The following is an 18,161-nucleotide window of genomic DNA, read 5'->3' as shown; positions in this document are numbered from 1 at the left end:
GCGGTCGGGGTGGTCAGACCGGTCAGGGTTATCACACAGTCATTATATATATACGGCTTTTCTCTTTTTTCTTATAGCGATGATCTAAAATTTAACCCTGACCATCTTAACAATCGGATCAAAAAGAGATTCCGAAACATGCACTTAGGCGGTCGGGGGTGGAGCGTTCCACCCCTGACCGAACCTCGACCAGCTAGTATCCATGCCTGACCACTTTGGCTTTTCAGAGCAAATTTCGGCAAATAACCCTGACCGCCTCTGAACGGCTTTATGTCAATCTAAGAAGTCGTCGGCTGGGTCAAATGGCAACGCGTCTTCATCAAGCTGGACACGCAAGCCTTTTACGGTCTGCACGCGTCGGCCATTGGCTCTAACACGCTTTTCCATATTGTCCCGAAATTTGCCAGATGAGCGCAAATCTCTCCAAAATATGCTACTGTCTGTACTTAGGCGACCATGACCCTGGCAATAGCGTTCAAAGGTATCATAGATGTCCTGCTTGGGCGTTTCAGCAGCAGGATCTTCTATCAAGCATTCAGAGGCAAAGGCAGTGACCGTTGAGGCCTCACGCAGTATTTCTGCTTGCCGTCCTTTGATGGAGGATGGAACAAGGAATTTCCCGCGTTTGGATAGGCGTTTTGCAGCCTTAAGGCAAAGGTTCAAAACACCAGAAGCTTCTGGCAGCAGGTCACGTTCAAACAAGGCATTATCTTCACGCCCCAGAAACGAACGCCTTGTTTCCATCAACACCATTCTAGTGGCAATTGTCCCTGTCAGGTCATGCATGAGGATGGGCTCATTTGACATCAGCATCCATTGGACGGGCAAATAGCCAACGAAATCATCCTTGAATTTCCGCTGGACGGTTTGAAGATCACCTCCAGATGTGGACAGCAAAAGCTCGGTCAAGGCAGACGTTTTTCGCCCTCGTTCAAGTCGAGCATCCCCCACAATGGCAGCTTTTTTGCCAATCAGAGAGGAAAGGCCAAAGCCACCATCCGCTATTTGTTTGATACGAGGTGAGGCCACAGAACGCATCCCCAGTAGACTTGTAAGCATCAAGTTGATTGTGCCTTTTCCTGATCTGGGTGGCCCAAAGAGCTGGAAGATCTTCTGAAACTTGTTCTGGCCCGTAAGAATGCAACCCATGACTTCATGCAGCAGATTGATTTGTTCCAGATCACCATCAAAAATTTCATCCAGAAACATATCCCACATGAACGTTTCTGCATTCGGTTCATATGCAACATCAGAGCAATCAGTCGAAACGAACCGTGGAGTGGCATCTATCAACTGCCCAGAACGCCAATCTAGCAGCCCATTTGATACGGGCAGAAGATTAATTGGATCGGGATCATCATCACGCTTGCCTCGCCAAAAAGGCAGTTCTTCGACACCTCTTTGCAAAGTTAAATGGATCATGGCCTCGCGAATATCAGCAGACATCTTTGTATTCAGGTGGAGCGGCTTTTCCTCAGGACCGTCTTTCCCCTTGTGAATATAGGTTTGGCCTTCGAGCGTAGACCAAATCATTCCTTTCAGTTCATCGTTATCAAGTTCCCGGTAGCGGTTTTCCTCGGGTGCATATTCCAGCCACATACCTAAGGCCTTGACCAATGCCGATCCTGAAATGGCCTCGGTTGCGAGATGGCTGGGCGCAATACTCTGCAAGATGTTGCGATTGTCTATGCTCATTGTGCTACCTCCAGATTTGAAAGGTCATCTGGGAAATCATAGTGCGGGCGCCGGTCAATCAGATGCGCAGCCCCAGCTTCACGCATGAACATATAAAGTGTGCCAAGGCCGATGCCGTGGCGGCGCAAACTGTCCCACCGATAGGCGATCTCAGGCCCATCGGTTGAATAGAGCGGATCGGCTGTGCACCATTCCACAAACTCCTCTTTGGCATCACCTGCGCTTGCGTGATGACATGCCATCATCAGTTGCAGCCATTTGTCATGATCCCGAAAATCTTCTGGGTCCAGTTTGTCCAAGATGGTTGCAATTTCTTCTGGTGGATGTTCGCCAATGCCTTGCCCAGATAGGGCAACAGGTCGTTTTGGCCTGCGAATGAGCCGCAGCAGTTTTTTGGGTGCCTTGGCTGCACCTAGCCACAAGTCATCTGGCACCGAAGACCAAGTGTAGGGCTTGCCAGACGGATGCAATGAACCTGGGGCAACGACTTGCCGACCAAAGGTTTTGAACTCGACCCCCGGGACATCTGGCAATCCGTCAACGACGAAAAGATGAGGAGGCTTGGTCATGTAGAGATGCAAGCCACCCCCACCAGTCAGCACGGTTGGGAAGTGGTCTGGATTTAGCCCTAGGTTTTTCAAGGCAGGCAACATGGCTTTGTCTCCACCTTCTAAGTTCCGTGGATCAACATCCACCACAAGGTCGCGTGTTGTTAGACGCACGCCGACATTGCCACCATTGGCAGCATGTTCCAAAGCATCAGCGTTCCGGTAAGGTCGCTTTGTCCAATCTCGATCAATTGGTGACTTTCCTCGAATGCGAGGTTTGCCAGTGCGAGGACACTTTGTTTTTACGTCCCAGCGATGCAAAGCAATCAGGGTGTAATTGGCCTCAGAAAGTGGGGTCATTTGGGTTGGGTCTACTTGTCCAGACATTTCAAACTCTCCCTGCAATATAGGCTTCGACAGCCGATCTGGCATAGAAGACGGCTGTGCCATGTTTGAGGAAGTCAGGCCCTGCATCGGACGATTGACCTGTAGTGCGGCGGCTTCGATAGACAGCCAGAACGGTAGCTGGGTGGCCAGTAAGGTTAGAAACCTGTGCCGGGGTGAGAAGGTCGCTCAACAATGGTGTGGTTGGGCTGGGCGGTACGCTATCTTTATTGCAGGACATGCCAAAACTCCTTGTGTTCCTGATTGAGCGGGTCGCCATGATGGTGGTCATGCGATCCGCTTGTTACCTTCAAACAGTGCCGCAATATGGTTGCGCCGTATGCCAGCGAGGTACGTTGGTGCGTCCAACGCTGGCATACGAGGCGATCTGCGATCACTTGTTGTGGTAGGTGTCAGGGGGCTTATTTGGAAAATGTTAACGAACGAGAACCGTGCGCGTGATGAACCTTTTGTTAGAGGCGCGCAGACTGAATTCACCAGCCTTGGTAAGGCCGCAAGCCAGAGCGTTGACCTTGAGGTTCTACGGGGAAATCAGAGGTATTTGTACGCTTCAGAGCAAGACAAACTAAATCACGATCATTCCAAAATGAGTCGAGGGTTGAGTGGTCCAACGCGATCGAAGGACCGGCAAAATGTAATAGGCCATCGTAACGGCGCACCTCTCGTGGCATCTCGCACATAGGAAATACATTGGTGTAGAGTGCCACTGTCCACAGCGTCATAGGGTGGTCATGTTGCCAACTGACTGAGGCGCAGGCAGCAATCAAGTCACGTTGGAATATTCCAATACGGCTGTCGGCAATTGCAGCACGAACGGCGATTTCAATCAGGGTCGCGTCTTCGTCGGATATCGTCTTCCCCGGCCAATTTTTAGGGTCATACTGACGGCGCAGATCACTCATTACGTCAACTCATCTGAAACGTGCAAATAGCCAACAATCACAACAAAGGCTCCTTACGTTTTTCAGCCATGAAGGTGCGCAGATCAAAGAGGGAATATAGGACGCGGGTGCCGACACGGTGCACAGCAGGTCCTTCGGCATTCATGCGCCACAGGTCCAGAGTCTGACGGCTGACGCCGATGAATTCGGCTGCTTGCTTGATGTTCAGGTATTCTCTCGGAGGCACGATGACAGCTGCCTCGATGCGCTCAAGGCGTTGAATGATATCTTGTTGCATGCCCAGCTAACTCCTTGGGTTGATTGACATGCTTTGATTTTGACCTTGTTACGACTTGATGTAACCCATTGTTATAAGGCGGAAGAATTATCGTTATGCTGGTTGTGGTATCAACCCAAAACACAGATAATAGTTCTGAGGTCAGATGGTCTCATGAACGTATAACGATGGACTGGACTCAGCTTCCTACCTTTTGAGTCTGGTTATAGTCCCACGAGTGAAGGAAATTTCGCCACCGGGACGGCGGAAGTCGAATGGTTAGATTAAACCTTTCTTCGATTTTCTGTTCGTTTAGCGCCCACTCCTCCCATTTGATGGGAGGAGTACTTACTGGTTGTATTCAAAATGGCATTTTTCTATTGTTGGGTTGGGTCTCAGGGCCCAATGCACGGTATCCGTGCTGAAAACAGGTTAGGAAGAGTGTCAGATTCAATGTCTGAAGGTCGGGGGTTCGATTCCCTCCATCCGCCTCTCCAGGCGGATGTAGCTCAGGTAATGCCGAAGTTTTTGGTGCTGGCAAGTAGCATGGAAAAGCAACCGGGGTGAAAGCTGGTGTTGGCAGTTCGAACCTGCTCTCCGCCACCATTGAGGCGGAGTAGCTTAAGTTATGACGCTATATCGTCGTTCCCCTACATTTGATGTGGGGGAACTTTTTTGAGGAAGTAATTTGTTACTGATTTTTCAATTCCCGTTTGCTGATCTGAGATCATTCTCAAAACATGGGCCAGGGCGCACAGTTAAACCAAATTGGTCCAAATCAAATTTTGACGGATTTGTCCGTGGTTTTGGAGAGGTTCAGAGCCGATACAGCCGATTGAAGCAACCTGAACTCCGAGTTCTATACAAAAAGGAAAAAGTCGAGAAGCACTATGTCGATTGCAGTAAACGGGTCTTCCCAAGAATTAGCACGGATATTGCTTCTGAACCTTGGTCCAAGTGTGTACATGTTTTCTCTAGGCTGATTTCAGATGGGAGGCTCTCTTTTCGTCTTGAAATTGGTCTTCATGTCGAAGCCCATAGAGTTCCAAATTATTGGGAGCTCCAGAATTTTATATCTAACATACTAAAATCGCAAATAGTGTTCCGTGACAGAAAAGGTCAAGCCGCGCGAACTTATGAATCTCTTGAAGCCGGCCAGATGTCTGGGACCTATGCTCGAATTAGGCAGAGGATTCAGGAAAAGACAACGCTACACGCGTATTCTAACGATGGAGCGGCGTTCCAAACAGATTACTTAGATTTTTTAGGGCTTTCGGTATTCGCAGATTTTTCGGGACAGATGTTAGACGAAAGTGTGTTGGCGCAAAGTCAGCTTAAACCCTCATCTGAGCGTAGTTTCGAGCTTGGGTTTGTTGAGGATACGGTTGAAAAACAGCAAATCGGTATTTGGGTGATGGGTGACGCACCTGGTGCAATTGCTGATAGTCAGCGCAATGGTGTCAGGAATAGTGATCGACAGAGGCGAGTAAGGCTACATTTATTAAGGTTCTCTTCCGAATTGAGAGCATTGGAAGTGGCCCTTTCAGCGGCGACTTCAGGACTGCTTGAGTTTGGAGATGGACAAAGTTCTATCGAGGTCTTTGAGGGAATGATTCGAACGTCGTTGGACAGGTTGGTTGAGACGAGCAATGAAACGGCCCAAGATCTTGGTGAGCTAGAGATAGGTCAGTTGGCAAATGCCGAAGCCCTCTTTGACATAGTCAATAAGATTGACGATGATTTGAAGCAGCTAGATTTTGCAAGATCCGCGCAGTTCTCTGAAAGGCTGGGAGACTTAAAAGCGCGAGTTGGAAACCTAGTTGTTATTAACAACCCACGGCAAAATTTAGATTTATCTTTAGAAAACATAGGAGGCGATAAGGTGGCGGGAGATCAGATCAAGGGTAACAAAGGTGGCGTTATTGGTCATACAGTTAAGGCCAAAAAAATGGTGGTTAACACCTCATGGGCTGAGTTTGACCCGAACGGCGACGTCGATCAATCGAAGTTGAAGGCGGAACTTTCAATATTGAAAGAAGCGATGTTAGGCGAAGCTAGCACAGAAGGGGAGTTGGAAGAGCTATCTTCCATCCAAAAAGCCGATCTCGCGGCCCAAAAGGGAGAAGGCTCCAAGGTTTTAGAGCATCTAGCGAGTGCAGGAAAGTGGACCCTGGGAATCGCTGAGAAAATAGGGGTACCTGTAGCCATTTCAGTATTAAAAAAGATGGCGGGAATGTAGATTTAACTGTTGTTTGATCGGAATGACATCAATCTAAGTCCTACTTTCTCCTGCGCTTCCCGCATGTGCCCCAACAAATGTTCCCTAGTCACATAGTTGAACGAAACATGTGGATTGGCATGGTTCAACAGAAGCGTCACCGTCTGAAAGTCCACCCCAGCCTCCATAGCGTGCGTCCGATAAGTGTGGCGCATCTGATGCGGGGCGTATGGGAAGCCTTTGGTCCGGCACATCTGCTCTATGTGGCCACTCTTTGACGTCGAAGACGGAAAGACAAACGGGCTTTCCAGTGGCCTTGTTAGATCACGCACCTCACCCAATTCCTGAACCAGAAATTTGGGCAAGGGCAACTTGAAGGCTTTGGCCTCACCACCTTTTGGTGACGGAACGGTCAACACGCCGTCCTGATCCAGATGTTCCCATTTCATTGATCTGGCATCACCTGAACGCAGGCCCGTCAGCAACATAACTAACCAGCAGCAACGACGCACACGATCTTCCAATCCATCCAACTGACGCCAGAGCAGGGGCATCTCATCGGGACCAACTGCCCAATCTCTTGCCTTTTCCTGGTTCATCCGAACGCCACGGGTGACAGGGTTGGGCGGAAGATCATGGGTTCTTGCAGCATCATTGATCAACAATTTCAAAACCCGCATTGCCCCGTTGGCACCATAGGCTCCGGTTTTGCGGGTGATCTTCTCATGCAACGCCTTGACAGTGGCACGATCAATCCGATCCACAGGGATTTTCTTTAACGATGAAAGGGGACCTTCAACTTTCTGTTGATACCAGGCCAATGTCCTTCGGCTTAGCTCCTGACCACGAGATGCAAAGTAGCTGTCTGCAACCTGGCTCAGGCTCGGTATGGCGTTCTTAGGCACTCTCGGGTCTTCACCACGGCGCAATGTCAGGCGCAGCTCTTTCGCACGTTCTCGGGCCGATTTAAGCGACACCTCGTCAGTGCGACCGATGACGAAAGAGATATATCGGTCGGTTCCGTCATTGATCCGGCCCATAAGTTTGTAGCTGGAACTTTTCTTGCCAATGACGATACGCAGGCCACTGACGTCTGCATCGTAGACCTGTGCACCTGCTTCTTGGTCATGGCGGATCTTGTCCACCACGCTTTGCGTGAGTTTGGTTGCCATGAGGCTATTCTCCTGTGTGATCCGGTTTCAGGCCCGGGCTAGGGCCCGGTTCTGATTAGGTCGCCTCAGGTCGTCTTGAGGCTGCATAGGAGAATTATGTCGCGTCTATATGGGCTTGCGGACCGCTATAAGACGCATCAGGTCAAAAAAGATGCCATGTGCTGTTACTTAAAATCCGAGGGCCCTAGGCCGTGTGGGTTCGAGTCCCACCACCCGCACCATTTTCTCAAGCAAGCGACCCCGCCATTTCGAGGGTCCGCGGGCGCCTGTGCGGGCGTCGCTGGCGGGGGCGTGATGTTGCTCTTCCCGCGCTGATTGCGCTTGGCGTGTGAAGGTGCTGCGGCCGTCCACCCGTGCTCGGGCGAAAACCTTTGTGGACCAAGCCGTTAAAAACACTTTGAAGCAAATGCCGCGCCGCAGAGCCGATCCGTGTTAAACGGACCGAAAGAATTGCAGTTCTAGGGTGTGCCAAATCTTTCGGGCGCCAGCTCACATTCATATGGAGAACTAGAAATGCAAAACCCGACTTTGATCTTGGCAGCTTTTGCGACACTCGCCACGGCGGCGCATGCGGATTCGTTCTCGGTGCCGATGCAAAGATACTTTGAAAACGAAGTTTCGCTTTGGTTCACCGATCCTACGATCATTACCGCGATCAACCGCCAAAACACCAGCAACGCCGGACTGACCGAAGCCGAAATTCTCGCGCTCGACACCCGTTGGCGCGCCGAGGTCGGACAATCCAATACCCCGACAATCACACCGGTGATCACAGGGGCCGCAGCAGATTTTCTGCGCGCGCAGATTGCTGCATCGGGGGGCATCGTCTCCGAGGTTTTCATCATGGATGCGCATGGGTTGAACGTCGCAGCCAGCGGCACGACGTCGGACTATTGGCAGGGCGATGAGGCGAAATTCACCGAAACCTATCGCCGCGGCGCGGGAGCGATCCATGTTGGCGATGTCGAGTTTGACGAATCTGCCAGCGGCTATTTGGGGCAGGTATCTGCTCCGATTGTTGATCCGGCAACCAATACTGTGATCGGTGCCATCACCGTTGGTTTGAACGCCGAGATGTTGTTCTAACACGCTGCAGTTCGGGGCCGCGCGCCAGAGCTTTCGGCATTCGTTTCGTTTATCTCGGGGAATAATATGTCTACCTCTCTTCTCAAAATTGGCCGTAAGTCGATGTTTAAAAGCATCTTTGTCAGTACCACCGCTTTTGTCGCCTTCAGCGTCCTGCTCGTATTGGCGACGACGGAATATCTGTCGCAAAAGAAGGTGCAGGCGGTCATCATCGAGAATGTCGCAGCGCGTGCTTCTGAATCCAACTCCATGATGGCGGGGCAAATGGGACCGGCGGTGAAGTTTGGCAACGCGCCTGCGGTGGAGGCCTTTATCACCGGTATGATCGAAGGCAGCATGGGCGATGCGATGGGCGGTCTGGTTCTGCTGGCCAATGGCAACACGGTGTTTGACAGCATGGCGCAAACCGGTGGTGATGCCTCCCTTGCCGCGCTTGCTAAGGCAGCATTGGAGAGCGGAGAAATCGTCGCTGCGGATCGCGGATTGCTGCAGGCGTTGCCCATACGTTTTGGTCCGGACAATGTGATCGTCGGCGTGATTGCCACGCGTTGGACCGATCAACGCCAATTGATCAATCTGCAAATAGAGAACCGCCGCTCCATGATGATTGCGGGCGTGGTCTTTTTGAGTGCCTTGGTGCTAACGGCGGGTTTCTTGGGGCTTTTTGTCAGCCGTCCGTTGCTGCGCACCGCCCGCGCGATGCAGAAAATCGAGGGCGGCGATTACGATGTCAGTGTTTCAGGCACGACGCGCGGGGACGAGATTGGCGTGATCGCGCGCCGTCTGGCCTGTTTTCGCGACAGCCTAGCGACGGCGGATGCTTTGGCGCGTGAAACCGCGTTTAAGGGCGCGGGTTTTTCCGGTTCAAGCGCCGCGACGATGTTGCTCGATGCGCAATGCGCGGTCACCTATTATAACACCGCATGCCGGTCCTTTTTCGAGCAGTTCCAAAGCCGTATTGCCAAAAACTGGCCCGACTTTGATCCCTCTGCCTTGGTGGGCGTATCGATCGGGCGCTTTGAAGGGCTTGAGGCTTTGGATGCGCAACTGGCCGCCTTGCCGGCAGGTGAGCGTCTCGTGCACCGGATGCGCATGGCGCGGCGCGGGGTGGAAATCTCCTTCGATGTGATCCTCGATGAGGACGGCACGCGGATCGGATATGTCGTCGAATGGGATGATGTGACCGAAGCTGCATTGAATGCCGCTGTGTTGACGGCGATTGATGATACGCAATTGCGCGTGGATATCGGCCCGAGGAATACCCCGATTTACGTCAATGAGGTCTTTAACGAATTGACCGGTTTCTCGCTGCCGGAACTCAACGAAATGATCTCGACCGATCTGTTCAAAGCGGAGGGGCGCACCGAAGAGGAGCGCATCGCCATCAGCCGCAGCATTGGAGCCGGTAACGTGCATCACGCGCGCTATTGGGTCAAAAGCAAGGACGGCCGCCGCTTGATCGTCGATGGCAGCTTTACGCCGATTATGGATGAGAACGGGCATTTTTTGCGGGCGATTTTCCTTGGCATGGATGTCACTGAGGCCCTTGAAGAGCGTATGGCCGCGCAGGAGCGCCAGAACGCGGTGCAACAAGAGCAAAAGCAGGTTGTCGAGGCTCTGGGGGCCGGTCTGCGCGGCTTGGCCGATGGCAATCTGACCGTGCGTATCGACACCCCGTTCAAGGGCGACTACGAGGCCGTGCGCCACGATTTCAACACTGCGCTCGAGGCCCTTTCGGGTGCAATGGAAGCGGTTTTGGAGAATGCGGAATCGATCCGCTCCGAGGCGTCCGAGATCACAAATGCTGCCGATGATTTGTCGCAGCGCACCGAAAAACAGGCCGCGACCTTGGAAGAAACCGCTGCTGCTGTGGATCAATTGACCTCTTCGGTGCAGTCCGCCGCCGAGGGCGCGGATGAAGCCACGAAAATCGCCAAAGGCGCGCAGTCTAACGCTGAAACCGGCGGCGAGGTCGCCGAGCAAGCCAAATCCGCGATGGACCGGATCAAAGTGTCCTCGCAGGAAATTTCGAAGATCACCTCGGTCATCGATGATATTGCCTTCCAAACCAATCTCTTGGCGCTTAATGCGGGGGTCGAAGCGGCCCGCGCGGGTGAGGCTGGGCGCGGTTTCGCGGTTGTCGCCACCGAGGTGCGCGCTTTGGCGCAGCGCTCTTCGGATGCGGCCAGCGAGATCAACAATTTGATCAAAGCCAGCGGCGAGCAAGTGAAAAGCGGTGTGGATCTGGTGGATAAAACCAGCGAAGCGCTCAGCCAGATCGTGACCTCGGTGCGCGATATTACGTCTCGGGTGAGCAACATCGCCTCTTCCGCGCGCGAGCAATCTGCGAGTCTGACCGAGATCAACAACGCGATGAATGATCTTGATCAGGTGACGCAGCAAAACGCTGCGATGTTCGAGGAAACCACGGCGGCCAGCCATGCGCTGACCTCGGAGGCCAATGCTTTGGGGCAGGCGGCCAACCGGTTCAAAACCGCGCGCGCTCAGAACCGCACGCCCGCACCGCGCCAAGCTGCGCCTCGGCCCGCGCCGGCGCCGCAGCGGCCCATTGCCACCGCATCAAAGCCGCAAGCCGTCGCCGCTGTCGCGCGTGAGCCGTCCAGTGATCTGGAAGAATGGGACGAGTTTTAAAGCGGGACGGACCCCGAGAAAAACCCAGATCAAAGCGCGCCCGTGACCCGAGGCGCGCTTTGAGGTTTTGAACTTCCGATCAGTCGCGCACGCCCGCGAAACGGCTTTGCCAGTCCTCGCGCTGCTCGTCGGTGATCTTGGCAAAAAGCACCTCTGGCACCGAGAAGCCGTGACCCTCGGGCAGGGCGGCCAAAGCGCCGGGCACATCGTCGGGCCAAGCGTCGTCGCCGGTTTGCATAGCGGTCAAAAGAGAGGCCGCAGCATCGGGAATGAAGGGCGCGCCGAGGACCGCGTAGAGCCGGATCAGGTTCAGCCCGAGGCGCACCTGTGCGGCGGCCTGTTCGGGGTCGGTCTTGAAGGTCGACCACGGCGCGGCCGATTGCAGGTATTCGTTGCCCGCCACCCAAATTGCGCGCAGCTCTTGCGCCGATTTGCGCACCTCCATCGCATCCATGAAGCCTTCATAGGCGCGGATGCGGGTGGTGAGTTCGGCGATCAATGCCTCTTCTTGCGGGCCATATGCGCCGCCCGCAGGCACCTCTTCGCCGAATTTCGAGCGGCAGAATTTGGTGATGCGGCTGACGAAATTGCCCAAGACATCGGCGAGATCCTTGTTCACCGAGGCTTGGAAATTCTCCCATGTGAATTCCGCATCCGAGCTTTCGGGGGCATGGCTGAGAAGCCACCAGCGCCAGTAATCGGCAGGCAGAATTTCGAGCGCTTGGTCCATAAACACGCCGCGCCCGCGCGAGGTCGAGAATTGCCCGCCGTCATAATTGAGGTAGTTGAAGGATTTGATGTAATCGACCAGCTTCCAGTCCTCGCCCGACCCAAGGATCGTCGCGGGGAAGCTGAGCGTGTGGAACGGCACGTTATCTTTGCCCATAAATTGCGTGTAGCGCACGTCATCGGCGCCCATATCGGTGCGCCACCAGCGTTGCCAATCGGCCTCGCTCTTGCCGTTGGCTTGTGCCCATTCGCTGGCGCAGGCGATATATTCGATCGGCGCGTCGAACCAGACGTAGAAGACCTTGCCCTCCATTCCGGGCCAATCGGCATCGCCGTCCTTGACCGGAATGCCCCAATCCAGATCACGGGTGATGCCGCGGTCTTGCAGCCCGTCGCCGTCGTTGAGCCATTTTTTCGCAATAGAGGTTGTCAGAACCGGCCAATCGGCCTTGCTGTCGATCCACTCCTGAAGCTGCCCGCGCATCTGGCTTTGGCACAAATAGAGGTGTTTGGTTTCGCGCTCTTCGAGGTCGATAGAGCCGGAGATCGTCGAATGCGGGTTGATCAAATCGGTCGGGTCCAACTGCTTGGTGCAATTGTCGCATTGATCGCCGCGCGCGCTCTCGAAACCGCAATTGGGGCAGGTGCCCTCGATATAACGATCGGGGAGGTAGCGGCCATCGGCATGGCTATACATCTGTTTTTCGCTGACTTCGCGGATCAGGCCGGCTTTGTTGAGCTGCCCTGCGAAATGTTGGGTCAGGGCGTGGTTTTGCGGGCTGGACGAGCGGCCAAAGTGATCAAAGCTCAGCCGGAAGCCTTCGGCGATCCTTGCCTGCACCTCATGCATTTCGGCGCAATATTGCGCAACCGGTTTGCCGGCCTTGGCGGCGGCCAGTTCGGCGGGGGTGCCGTGTTCATCGGTGGCGCATAGGAACATCACCTCATTGCCGCGCGCACGTTGAAAACGGGCATAAAGATCGGCGGGCAACTGGCTGCCGATCAGGTTTCCGAGGTGCTTGATCCCGTTGATATAGGGAATGGCCGAAGTGATCAGGTGACGTGTCATATATGCGGGGCCTCTTGTCGCTTTGGCCTCTCCTTTACCCCAGCTTGCCGCGCCGTGCCAGTGCTGCAAGAGGCAAAGCGCAGATTGCGATGTTGTCGCTAACGTCAAAACAATTGTAACCTTCGTGGGATAGTCCGAAGGGGCGGCTGGCATGGGCGCGAGGGGGAGCATTGCCCTATCGGCGCGGCGGGCGCTTCGGGAATTGAAACGGAAAGATATCTTATGAAAAAGAACCCGCTGGGCCGGACCGGCCTTATGGTGAGCGAACTTTGTCTTGGAACAATGACGTTTGGCTCTCAGACGCGCACCAAAGAGGCCCACGCACAAATCGATTATGCGCTCGATAGCGGGATCAATTTCATCGACACCGCCGAGATGTATCCGGTCAATCCGGTCTCGGCCGAAACCATCGGGCGGACCGAGCGGATTATCGGGCTTTGGTTCGAGAAAAGCTTCCGGCGCAGCGACGTGGTTTTGGCGACAAAGCATTCGGGCGCGGGGCTAAAACATGTGCGCGATGGCGCAGGAAGCAGCAAGCAGACGGTGCGTTTGGCCGTCGAAGGATCGCTGCGCCGGTTGAAAACCGATCACGTCGACCTCTACCAATTGCATTGGCCCAATCGCGGCTCCTACCATTTCCGGCAAAACTGGCACTTTGCGCCGCACAAGCAAAACCGCCAAGAGGTTTTGGACAATATGGCCGAGGTATTGGAGGCGCTTCAGGCCGAGGTCGCGCGCGGCACGATCCGACATTTCGGCCTGTCGAATGAAAGCGCGTGGGGCATGGCGCAGTGGTTGAAACTGGCCGAGGCGGGCAGCGGCCCGCGCGCCGCGACGATCCAGAATGAATATTCTCTTCTGTGCCGCCTGTTTGACACCGATCTGGCCGAGCTGTGCCACCACGAAGAGGTCGGGCTATTGGCCTATTCGCCTTTGGCAGCGGGGCTGTTGACCGGAAAATACCAAGGCGGCTCGGTGCCCGAAGCCTCGCGCATGTCTTTGGTGCCCGAACTGGGCGGGCGCAAAACCGCGCGGGTGTTCGATGCCATCGACGACTACATTGATGTGGCGTTCAAACATGATCTTGATCCGGCGCAAATGGCGCTGGCTTGGGCGAAGCAGCGGCCCTTTATGGCTTCGGTCATCATCGGGGCGACGACGCTTGAGCAACTCAAAGGCATTCTGGGCGCGGCGGAGCTGACGCTCGAAAAACCGGTCCTGCGCGATCTGGATGCGGTGCACCATGCCCATCCGATGCCCTATTGATCGGCGTCGTTTGACCGTGCCAATGCCATAGGGGGCGCATCGCCCGTTGCCGATGTATTGCGGCGCGCGTATAGCCGCTTTATGGATCTTTGGATTATCGCCACACTGAGCGCCGCTTTTTTTCAAACGCTGCGCTTTATGCTGCAAAAGCATCTGAGCACCCATGCGCTCTCGGCGGGTGGCTCGACCTTTGCGCGTTTTGTGTTTGCCGCGCCCGTCGTTGTGGCGCTCACCTTGGGCTATGGCGCTTTGACGCGCTCTGCCGTTCCGGCGATTGGCGCGGGGTTTGTGCCCTTTGCGATTGCGGGCGGCGCAGCGCAGATTTTGGCGACGGTTTGCGTTGTGATGCTGTTCAAACACCGCAACTTCGCGGTGGGCATCACGTTCAAAAAAACCGAAGTGATCCAGACCGCGCTTGCGGGGTTTTTGATCTTGGGCGAAGGCGTGTCGACGGCGGCGGTGTTTGCGATTGTGATCGGGCTTTTGGGGGTTCTGGTTTTGTCGGATATGCCTGCGGTGTCGGGCGGTGTGTTGCGCCGTATGCTCAACCGCGCCACGGGGCTGGGCCTGTTGTCGGGGGCGTTTTTCGCGGTCTCGGCGGTGTGTTACCGCGGTGCGAGCCTTGAGATCGGCTCTGCCGATCCGCTGCTGCGCGCGGGGGTTGCGCTCAGCTTTGTCGTGCTGTTTCAGGTCGCGCTTTTGGGGCTCTATTTGCGGCTGCGCGAGCGCGGCGAGATCATGCGCACGCTTGCGGCATGGCGCGTGGCGGGGTGGGTCGGGATGACCTCGATGGCCGGATCGCTCAGCTGGTTCACGGCCTTCACCTTGATGAACGCGGCCTATGTTAACGCATTGGGGCAGGTGGAGTTGATCTTTGCCCTGCTGGCTTCGACGCTGTTTTTCAAAGAGAAAATCACAGCGCGCGAAGTCTTCGGGATCGCGTTGATCAGTCTAAGCGTCCTCGTGCTGATACGCGTTCTTTAAGCCGCTCGAAGCGGCTGTCGCCGCTGGTGTTGTTGAAGAATGGCACCGAGGCGGGCGGCGCAAGATCATGGGCGCGGTCGGCCACCTCGGCCAGAACCACTTCGGTGATGAAGGGCAGGTCAAACTCGCGCACCTTGGGCAGCGGGATCCATTGCAGATGCGAGAGCTCGTCGCATGCCGCAGAAAAATCATCCAGATCAGTGGCGACAGCATCGGCATCTACGAGGAAGAACCGCGCGTCAAAGCGGCGCGGACGCCCCGGAGGGGTGATGGCGCGAAACACGAATTGCAGCGCCGTCGCGCTGGGCAGGTGGCCGGTTTTGGCAAAGCTTTGCCAATCCTCGGGCGGGGGCATGTCCCAAGTGCCTTGCGTGCCAAGGACAAGGCCCGTTTCCTCCCAAAGCTCGCGGATCGCCGCAACGGCCAAAGCATGGGACATGTCTTTGGCGCTGTCTTGGGCGATACGGTCGGCGCAAAGCGGCGGCATGGGAGCGGCCAAGGGAATATCGGCGTCGGCACGATCAACCGCCCCGCCGGGAAAGACGAATTTATTCGGCATGAAGGCCGCGTTTGCCCCGCGTTGCCCCATCAAGATATGCGGCTCTTCAAAACGGTTGCGCATGACAATCACGGTCGAGGCATCGCGGATCGCGGTTTTGTCGATGGTTTTGCCGCTTTGTTGGCCGGTATGGTTCGGTGCCTGTTCGCTCATGCGCGTCCCTCTGGTTTCCTGAAAGATGTCAGGATGTCGGGCGCAAGGCCCTGATTATATATCGCGTTCGGCAAATCCGTGCATGCCGCGCGCCCATTGGAATGCGATCAGCATCCCTTTCAATCTGGGCAGAAGGTATAGCGATAGCGCGACGCAGCCAATAGAGAAGATGGTGATCCCGACCAGAGGATCCGGCCGGTAGGCGGTGTAATAGCCCAACATGAGCGGCGCCATCAAATGCCCGACGATCAAAATCGTCACATAGGCGGGCCCGTCATCGGCGCGCTGATGGGTCAAATCCTCGCGGCACACGGTGCAAGTATCGCGCACCTTAAGGTAGCCTTTGAGCATCGGACCGGAGCCGCAATTGGGGCATTTGCGCCGCCAGCCGCGCCAAAGGGTCTGGCCGAAGCTTGTCGGTGATGCCGCGGTTTGGGCGGTGGGGGAGTTGGGATCAGACATTTGAAAACTCTCATAGGGCATAGATGCGCTGCGCCAAACTTGGGGCATGGCGGCGCGAAAGGGAAGGCAGCGCGGCGCGCTTGCGTCCCCATGTCGCAAAATGCTTGGCCGATTGCGCAAATGCCGTCCAATTCGGGGGCGGCGAGAGAAAAAGCATTTTTCTGCGACGGAATGTCTTTGCCCACCCGTTGAAGACGCATAACCGGCCACAAAGGGCCGATACGGGACGCTAACAGCAAAGACCTGACAACGGGTTTATTTCAGGATGGAGATCCAAAGATGAAACGAGCATATATTCTCAGCGGTTTGATTGCCCTTGGCCTTGCGGTGAACGCGGGCGGCGCGATGGCACGCGATGGCATGGGCCCGCGTATCGATTTCGAAGCGGCAGATCGCAATTCGGACGGCAAGCTGACCCAAGAGGAGATCAAGGCCTTTGCCGAGGCACGGTTTGCCGCGGCGGATACGGATGGCGACGGCGCGCTTTCGGTGGATGAAATGGCCGCCGGTATGGAAGCGCGGATGCGTGACAACGCCAAGGATCACGCACAGCGCGGCGCGGCGCGGATGATCGAGCACCGCGATGCCAATGACGATGGCAAGCTCAGCCTTGACGAAATGTCGCCCAAGGATGGCGGGGCCAAGATGTTCTCGCGTCTGGACGCGGATGATGACGGGGCAATCTCGACCGAAGAGTTCGCCAAGATGCAAGAGCGCCATGCGCAGATGCGCGAGCATGGCAAAGGCGGCCGTCATGGCGATCACAAATGGGGCCACAAGGAGGGTCACCACAAGGATGGCGCGCATGGAAAACGCTCGTGGATGAAAAAAGCCCCAGCCCAAGAGGCACCCAGCGAGGATGCTCCGGCGCAAAGCGAGTGATCCGCGTGAGCCGATAATCCCCCTGTGCCGCCCGCAAGTTCGGGCGGCACAGGCCAAGGCGCGCGCGTCTTGAACCTATAGGTCAGGCAGGATACGCCAGCGGACGATGAATATGCCCTACGACGCCCATAACGATGCGCTGGCCGATGTGCCGGACGAGGCGCTGCTGACGCTGTTTGCCAGTGGCGACGAGGCGGCGGCGCGGGCCTTGACGGTGCGGCTCTTGCCGCGGGTTCTGGCCCAAGCGGTGCGTATGCTCGGCGAGCGGGCCGAAGCGGACGATGTGGCGCAAGAGGCCTTGCTGCGCCTTTGGAAAATCGCGCCCCAGTGGCGGCGCGGCGAAGCGCAGGTCAGCACATGGCTCTACCGCGTGACGGCCAATCTTTGCACCGACCGTTTGCGCAAACGCGCGCGCTCTGCGCCGCTCGAGGCCGCGCCGGAGCCGGCCGATGAAAGCGCTTCGGCGGCGCAGCAGATGCAATCGCGAAGCCGCGCCGAGGCGTTGAACGCGGCTTTGGCCCAGTTGCCCGAACGCCAGCGCGAGGCGGTGGTGCTGCGCCATATCGAGGGTTTGGGCAATCCGCAGATTGCCCAGATGATGAACATTAGCGCCGAGGCGGTGGAAAGTTTGACCGCACGAGGCAAGCGTGCGCTGACGGCGATATTGTCGGGACGGCGCGATGAATTGGGGTTTAGCGATGACTGAGCACAGCAAGAACCAAAATGCAGCGGGCGATGTCGATCTTGACCTGTTCTTTGCCGCAGGCCGCGAGGCCGCACCCGTGCCCGATGCGGCGCTGATGACGGCGGTTTTGGCGGACGCGCAAAGGGTGCAGGCCGACATCAACGCCGCGCGCGCGCCTCAAGCCATATCTCATGCGGGGGGCGAGGCGCAGCGCGGGCTCTGGGCACAGTTTCGCGCGGCCATCGGCGGCTGGCCCGCGCTCGCTGGCCTTGCGAGCGTGGCGACGGCGGGCCTGTGGCTCGGTGCGGTGCAACCTGTCGGCCTCGGGCAGGCGGCAAGCCTCTATCTGGCCGATGCGGGCCTCTATTTTGCGGCTCAGGACGGCTATCTTGTCGATGTGATGCCGTCTTTCGAATTTGATCTTGGGGAGAGCTAAGT

Annotated in this window: 16 protein-coding genes; 8 read left to right on the top strand and 8 right to left on the bottom strand. The window is 56.0% G+C overall.

Annotated features, from left to right (window positions below):
- Window positions 1–273: 273 nt before the first annotated feature.
- From ABWV64_RS03650 to ABWV64_RS03635, 4 genes are all read right to left on the bottom strand, one after another.
- Window positions 274–1,695 (bottom strand): DNA primase family protein, encoded by a 1,422-nt coding sequence (locus tag ABWV64_RS03650; RefSeq protein ID WP_353342923.1) that lies wholly within the window; start codon window positions 1,693–1,695, stop codon window positions 274–276.
- Window positions 1,692–2,630 carry a bifunctional DNA primase/polymerase gene (locus ABWV64_RS03645; RefSeq protein WP_353342922.1) on the bottom strand — a complete coding sequence of 313 codons (939 nt, stop codon included), beginning with the start codon at window positions 2,628–2,630 and terminating at the stop codon, window positions 1,692–1,694. Before ABWV64_RS03645 ends, ABWV64_RS03650 begins: the two co-directional genes overlap by 4 nt.
- A gap of 491 nt (window positions 2,631–3,121) precedes the next feature.
- The gene (locus tag ABWV64_RS03640; protein ID WP_353342921.1) at window positions 3,122–3,550 is read right to left on the bottom strand and encodes a hypothetical protein; all 429 of its coding nucleotides are present in this window, start codon (window positions 3,548–3,550) and stop codon (window positions 3,122–3,124) included.
- A gap of 37 nt (window positions 3,551–3,587) precedes the next feature.
- Complete coding sequence (locus ABWV64_RS03635; protein ID WP_353342920.1) at window positions 3,588–3,827, bottom strand: helix-turn-helix transcriptional regulator; 240 nt, start codon at window positions 3,825–3,827, stop codon at window positions 3,588–3,590.
- Between the two features lie 667 nt (window positions 3,828–4,494).
- Here ABWV64_RS03635 and ABWV64_RS03630 point away from each other — a divergent pair.
- Window positions 4,495–6,045, top strand: a complete 1,551-nt coding sequence (locus ABWV64_RS03630) for a hypothetical protein (RefSeq protein ID WP_353342919.1) — start codon at window positions 4,495–4,497, stop codon at window positions 6,043–6,045.
- Window positions 6,046–6,047: 2 nt separating this feature from the next.
- On the opposite strand, the gene ABWV64_RS03625 is transcribed toward ABWV64_RS03630, so the two are convergent.
- The gene (locus tag ABWV64_RS03625; protein ID WP_353342918.1) at window positions 6,048–7,196 is read right to left on the bottom strand and encodes a tyrosine-type recombinase/integrase; all 1,149 of its coding nucleotides are present in this window, start codon (window positions 7,194–7,196) and stop codon (window positions 6,048–6,050) included.
- A 513-nt stretch (window positions 7,197–7,709) separates the two neighbouring features.
- Between ABWV64_RS03625 and ABWV64_RS03620 the strand changes: the two genes are divergently transcribed.
- Window positions 7,710–8,282, top strand: coding sequence for a hypothetical protein (locus tag ABWV64_RS03620; RefSeq protein WP_353342917.1), 573 nt, complete (start codon window positions 7,710–7,712; stop codon window positions 8,280–8,282).
- A 102-nt stretch (window positions 8,283–8,384) separates the two neighbouring features.
- Complete coding sequence (locus tag ABWV64_RS03615; protein ID WP_353342916.1) at window positions 8,385–10,934, top strand: methyl-accepting chemotaxis protein; 2,550 nt, start codon at window positions 8,385–8,387, stop codon at window positions 10,932–10,934.
- Window positions 10,935–11,013: 79 nt separating this feature from the next.
- Here ABWV64_RS03615 and metG read toward each other — a convergent pair whose 3' ends face one another.
- Window positions 11,014–12,885: a methionine--tRNA ligase gene (gene metG / locus ABWV64_RS03610; RefSeq protein ID WP_353342915.1), complete on the bottom strand. Its 1,872-nt coding sequence runs from the start codon at window positions 12,883–12,885 to the stop codon at window positions 11,014–11,016.
- 69 nt (window positions 12,886–12,954) lie between these two features.
- On the opposite strand from metG, the gene ABWV64_RS03605 reads away from it, so the two are divergent.
- Window positions 12,955–13,998, top strand: coding sequence for an aldo/keto reductase (locus ABWV64_RS03605; RefSeq protein WP_353342914.1), 1,044 nt, complete (start codon window positions 12,955–12,957; stop codon window positions 13,996–13,998).
- A gap of 81 nt (window positions 13,999–14,079) precedes the next feature.
- Complete coding sequence (locus tag ABWV64_RS03600) at window positions 14,080–14,982, top strand: DMT family transporter (RefSeq protein ID WP_353342913.1); 903 nt, start codon at window positions 14,080–14,082, stop codon at window positions 14,980–14,982.
- Here ABWV64_RS03600 and ABWV64_RS03595 read toward each other — a convergent pair.
- Together ABWV64_RS03595 and ABWV64_RS03590 are read right to left on the bottom strand one after the other, a co-directional pair.
- On the bottom strand, window positions 14,945–15,694 hold the full coding sequence (locus tag ABWV64_RS03595) for an NUDIX hydrolase (RefSeq protein ID WP_353342912.1): 750 nt from the start codon (window positions 15,692–15,694) through the stop codon (window positions 14,945–14,947). The genes ABWV64_RS03600 and ABWV64_RS03595 overlap by 38 nt on opposite strands.
- Before the next feature lie 54 nt (window positions 15,695–15,748).
- Window positions 15,749–16,156: a DUF983 domain-containing protein gene (locus ABWV64_RS03590; protein WP_353342911.1), complete on the bottom strand. Its 408-nt coding sequence runs from the start codon at window positions 16,154–16,156 to the stop codon at window positions 15,749–15,751.
- A gap of 279 nt (window positions 16,157–16,435) precedes the next feature.
- On the opposite strand from ABWV64_RS03590, the gene ABWV64_RS03585 reads away from it, so the two are divergent.
- The 3 genes from ABWV64_RS03585 to ABWV64_RS03575 all read left to right on the top strand — a co-directional run bounded on the left by ABWV64_RS03585 (window position 16,436) and on the right by ABWV64_RS03575 (window position 18,159).
- Window positions 16,436–17,038, top strand: coding sequence for an EF-hand domain-containing protein (locus ABWV64_RS03585; RefSeq protein ID WP_353342910.1), 603 nt, complete (start codon window positions 16,436–16,438; stop codon window positions 17,036–17,038).
- Window positions 17,039–17,144: 106 nt separating this feature from the next.
- Entirely contained in the window at window positions 17,145–17,744 is a 600-nt protein-coding gene (locus ABWV64_RS03580) for an RNA polymerase sigma factor (protein WP_353342909.1), read from the top strand.
- On the top strand, window positions 17,737–18,159 hold the full coding sequence (locus ABWV64_RS03575; RefSeq protein WP_353342908.1) for a hypothetical protein: 423 nt from the start codon (window positions 17,737–17,739) through the stop codon (window positions 18,157–18,159). The genes ABWV64_RS03580 and ABWV64_RS03575 overlap by 8 nt, the downstream gene beginning before the upstream one ends.
- Window positions 18,160–18,161: the final 2 nt, after the last annotated feature.

Source organism: Litorivita sp. NS0012-18 (assembly GCF_040371945.1).
In the GTDB taxonomy this organism is placed as follows: Bacteria; Pseudomonadota; Alphaproteobacteria; order Rhodobacterales; family Rhodobacteraceae; genus Litorivita.
The sequence above is the reverse complement of the archived record's forward strand: the minus strand, read 5'-3'. Positions and strand labels throughout refer to the sequence as shown.